The organism is Variovorax sp. P4_D9 (assembly GCF_056401695.1).
Genome location: NZ_JBFUIU010000918.1, coordinates 1 through 3,331, shown reverse-complemented (window position 1 = coordinate 3,331; position 3,331 = coordinate 1). Strand labels below are relative to the sequence as shown.

Annotated in this window: 4 protein-coding genes and 1 pseudogene; 4 read left to right on the top strand and 1 reads right to left on the bottom strand. The window is 66.0% G+C overall.

Annotation, left to right across the window (positions count from 1 at the left end; all coding sequences use genetic code 11):
* The 4 genes and pseudogenes from AC1DY5_RS48270 to AC1DY5_RS48255 all read left to right on the top strand — a co-directional run.
* Positions 1-461, top strand: a 461-nt coding sequence (locus tag AC1DY5_RS48270) for an FAD-dependent monooxygenase (protein WP_478121438.1), incomplete at its 5' end; no start/stop codon positions are given.
* Positions 462-474: 13 nt separating this feature from the next.
* A complete protein-coding gene (locus AC1DY5_RS48265) occupies positions 475-1,479 on the top strand; it encodes a Bug family tripartite tricarboxylate transporter substrate binding protein (protein WP_478121437.1) in 1,005 nt (334 codons plus the stop codon).
* 2 nt (positions 1,480-1,481) lie between these two features.
* Positions 1,482-2,195: a substrate-binding domain-containing protein gene (locus AC1DY5_RS48260; protein WP_478121436.1), complete on the top strand. Its 714-nt coding sequence runs from the start codon at positions 1,482-1,484 to the stop codon at positions 2,193-2,195.
* 4 nt (positions 2,196-2,199) lie between these two features.
* Positions 2,200-2,675: pseudogene (locus AC1DY5_RS48255) on the top strand (amidohydrolase family protein); the annotation flags it as partial.
* A 20-nt stretch (positions 2,676-2,695) separates the two neighbouring features.
* On the opposite strand, the gene AC1DY5_RS48250 reads toward AC1DY5_RS48255, so the two are convergent.
* A complete protein-coding gene (locus AC1DY5_RS48250) occupies positions 2,696-3,109 on the bottom strand; it encodes a hypothetical protein (RefSeq protein ID WP_478121435.1) in 414 nt (137 codons plus the stop codon).
* Between the last annotated feature and the right edge of the window lie 222 nt (positions 3,110-3,331).

Genomic DNA, 3,331 nt, shown 5'->3' with positions numbered 1-3,331 from the left:
GGTCGGAACTGCACAAGCGCCTGGACGTGCCCGGCATGCCCCCCATCAACGAGGGCCGGATCACCCAGAAGGGTGTGACGGCGATGCGCAGCTTCCAGTCGGAACCGATGCAGCATGGCCGCCTGTTCCTGGCCGGCGACTCGGCGCACATCGTGCCGCCCACGGGGGCCAAGGGGCTGAACTCGGCGATGGCGGATGTCAAGGTGCTTGGGCGGGCGCTGACGGCCTACTACAAGCGCTCGGACGAAGGCCGTCTCGCGCACTATTCGCAGACCTGCCTGAAGCGCATGTGGATGGTGCAGCGCTTTGCAGCCGGACTGTGCACCATGGTTCATCAGTTCTCCGGCGACAGCGGTTTCACGCGGCGCCTGAAACGCGCGGACCTCGCCACCATGACCGGCACGGCTGCCGGACGCCTTCAGTTCTCCGAGAACTTCACCGGCCTGCCCGTCGAGGCCTGAACACAATCCCATCATGCAGAAACCAGTGCTTCAATCCACCCGCCGCCATGCCATTGCTGCGCTGTCTTCCGTCGCGATGCTTGCCTTCGCCGCTCCCGCCGCGATGGCGCAGTCGGCCGCCGCCTGGCCGAGCAAGCCGATCCGCCTGATCGTCAACTTTCCTCCCGGAAGCTCGCCCGACGTCGTGGGGCGGGCGATCGCTGTCCCGCTGTACGAGGCGCTCGGACAACCGGTCGTGGTGGAAAACCGGGTCGGCGCCAACGGCAATATCGGTGCGGACGCGGTCGCCAAGGCGCCCCCCGACGGCTATACCGTGCTCATGTCGGCAGGAAGCACCGTGGCGATCAATCCCTACATCTACGACAAGCTGTCCTTTGCGCCATCGAAGGACCTGGTGCCGGTGGCGGGTGCCTCGCGGATGGTACTGTTTCTGGTCGTCCGGCCCGAGATCCCCGTCAAGAACGTCGCGGAGTTCATCGCCTATGCCAAGGCCAACCCGGGCAAGCTCTCGTATGGGTCGGCGGGCAGCGGCAGCGGCCCGCATCTCGCGGCCGAGATGATGAACAGCCAAGCCGGCATCTCCACGGTCCACGTGCCCTACAAGGGCGCTGCGCCGGCCTTGCAGGATCTTCTCGGCGGTCAGATCGACTACTACTTCGATCCCGGCATCGCCATCAACCAGGTGCGTGCGGGCAAGCTGCGCATGATCGCCGTGGCGGGCATGAAGCGCTCGGCCCTGTTCCCCGATGTGCCCACGCTCGACGAGGCCGGACTCAAGGGCCTGGATGCCGGCACCACGCATGGGTTCTATGTGCCGGTGGGCACGCCGCCAGAATTCGTCAGCCGCCTGAACCGGGAGATCGACAAGGCGCTCACGACCCCGGCCGTGCGTGCGGTGATCGACAGCCTCGGTGCCGTGCCCACGCCAATCACACCGGCGGAGTTCCGCACCGTGCTGAGCGACGACAGCAAACGTTACGCTGCGATCATCAAGGCCCGCCACATCAAGGCGGACTAACCATGAGCAGCACCCCGATCCAGATCATTTCCTCCATGGCGACGCGTCAGTTGCTGAACGACCTTGCCGACGCGTGGCGTCAGCGAACGCGCAACGACGTGTCTGTCGAATTGGTCGGCGGGGTCGATGCGGCCCGGCGCGTCGACTCCGGCGAAGCCTTCGACATCGTGGTGCTTGCGTCGGAGGCGATCGGCAAGCTCGAAGCGAGTGGTCGGCTGATGGAGGGCAGCGTCATTGCTATTGCTCGGTCAGGTGTGGCAGTCGCCGTGCCCACAGGCAGCCCTGCACCGGACATCGCGACCGAAGAGGCTTTGTTGCGCGCAGTGCGTGCCGCACCGACGATCGGCTATTCGACCGGACCGAGCGGCGTGGCGCTCATCGCGCTGTTTGCCCGGTGGGGCATCGGGGACGAGTTGGAGGAGCGCCTGGTGCAGGCCCCGGCCGGCGTCCCGGTCGGCGAACTCGTTGCCAGCGGCAAGGTGGCGCTCGGCTTCCAGCAACTCAGCGAACTGATGCACCTCGAAGGTATCGCGGTTGTCGGGCCCCTGCCCGATGCCGTCCAGATCACCACCACGTTCTCGGCCGCGATAGTTGCCACGTCACAGCGCCGTGACGCCGTCAAACCTTTCCTGAACTTCCTGACTTCCGGCGAGGCCTGGGAAGTCATTCGACGCCACGGCATGGTGCCGCCTGAACAGACCGATCGGACAAGGTAGACCGATGAGAGACTTCATCAAGACGCCTGGCTGGCTCGACTGGTACGCCGGTCCTTGCAGGCCCAGGTTCGAGCTTCCCCCTGTGAGCGTGGACGCTCATTGCCATGTCTTCGGGCCGGGCGCAGAGTTTCCCTACGCGCCGGAGCGCAAGTACACGCCCTGCGATGCGTCGAAGCAGCAGCTCTTTGCGCTGCGCGATCACCTCGGCTTCGATCGCAATGTCATCGTCCAGGCCACATGCCACGGTGCCGACAATCGGGCACTGGTCGATGCGCTGCGCGCCTCGAATGATCGTCCAGGGGCGTTGCCACCGTCCGGCGCAGCATCACCGACGCCGAACTCGATGAGCTCCACACCGCCGGCGTTCGCGGCGTCAGGTTCAACTTCGTCAAGCGTCTGGTGGACTTCACACCAAAAGACGAGCTGATGGAGATCGCCACCCGGATCCACCGCCTCGGCTGGCACGTGGTGATCTATTTCTTTACCCGCGCCACGTCCCTTCAGTAGCTTGACTGGCCCTTGGACTTGATCTCGCCGGCCTTGTTGGCCTTTGCGGTTTCCGCCCGGCGCGCCTTGCGGGCCGCGTCGCGGTCTGCCTTCGACACCTTGGCCTTGGCGTCGGGGATCGGATCGCCTTCGCCGGGCTGGAACTCCTTCGCGGCCTCGGCGCCTTCATTCCTTCGCTCGGTGCGGCCGACGCCGCGCTGTTCGGGCGTGGCTTTCGGCTTTGCGGCCGGGATCGGCTCGCCTTCGCCCATCTGTGGGCCGCGGGAGGCTGCCGCGCCTTCCTTCTTCCGTTCGGCGCGCGCGGCGGCCTTGTCTTCGGGGCTCACGGGTGTCTGGGCATATGCATCGAGCGCCAGCATCTGCGCGGCGGCCATCGCCACTGCTAACGCCAGGATCTTCGGATTCATTACAAACTCCTCAAAAGCGGCTACGGATCACGATGATCCACCTTCGCGCCGGAGAGCTAGGCGAAGGGGCATCTTTCTGCGAAGGCCTCAGCCTATCGGGCGAGGCCAAAACCGCCGAAATCGGCCACGCCTACCGCAGGACAGCGTCCTCTCCGAGCGCGCCCCGGTCCGCGGTGGACCCGCCGCCGACGTCGCGCATGTGCCATCCCGCGCGCGGGCATC

Coding starts and splice junctions, on each gene's coding strand:
- AC1DY5_RS48265 (WP_478121437.1), top strand. CDS start 475: ATGCAGAAACCAGTGCTTCAATCCACCCGCCGCCATGCCATTGCTGCG.
- AC1DY5_RS48260 (WP_478121436.1), top strand. CDS start 1,482: ATGAGCAGCACCCCGATCCAGATCATTTCCTCCATGGCGACGCGTCAG.
- AC1DY5_RS48250 (WP_478121435.1), bottom strand. CDS start 3,109: ATGAATCCGAAGATCCTGGCGTTAGCAGTGGCGATGGCCGCCGCGCAG.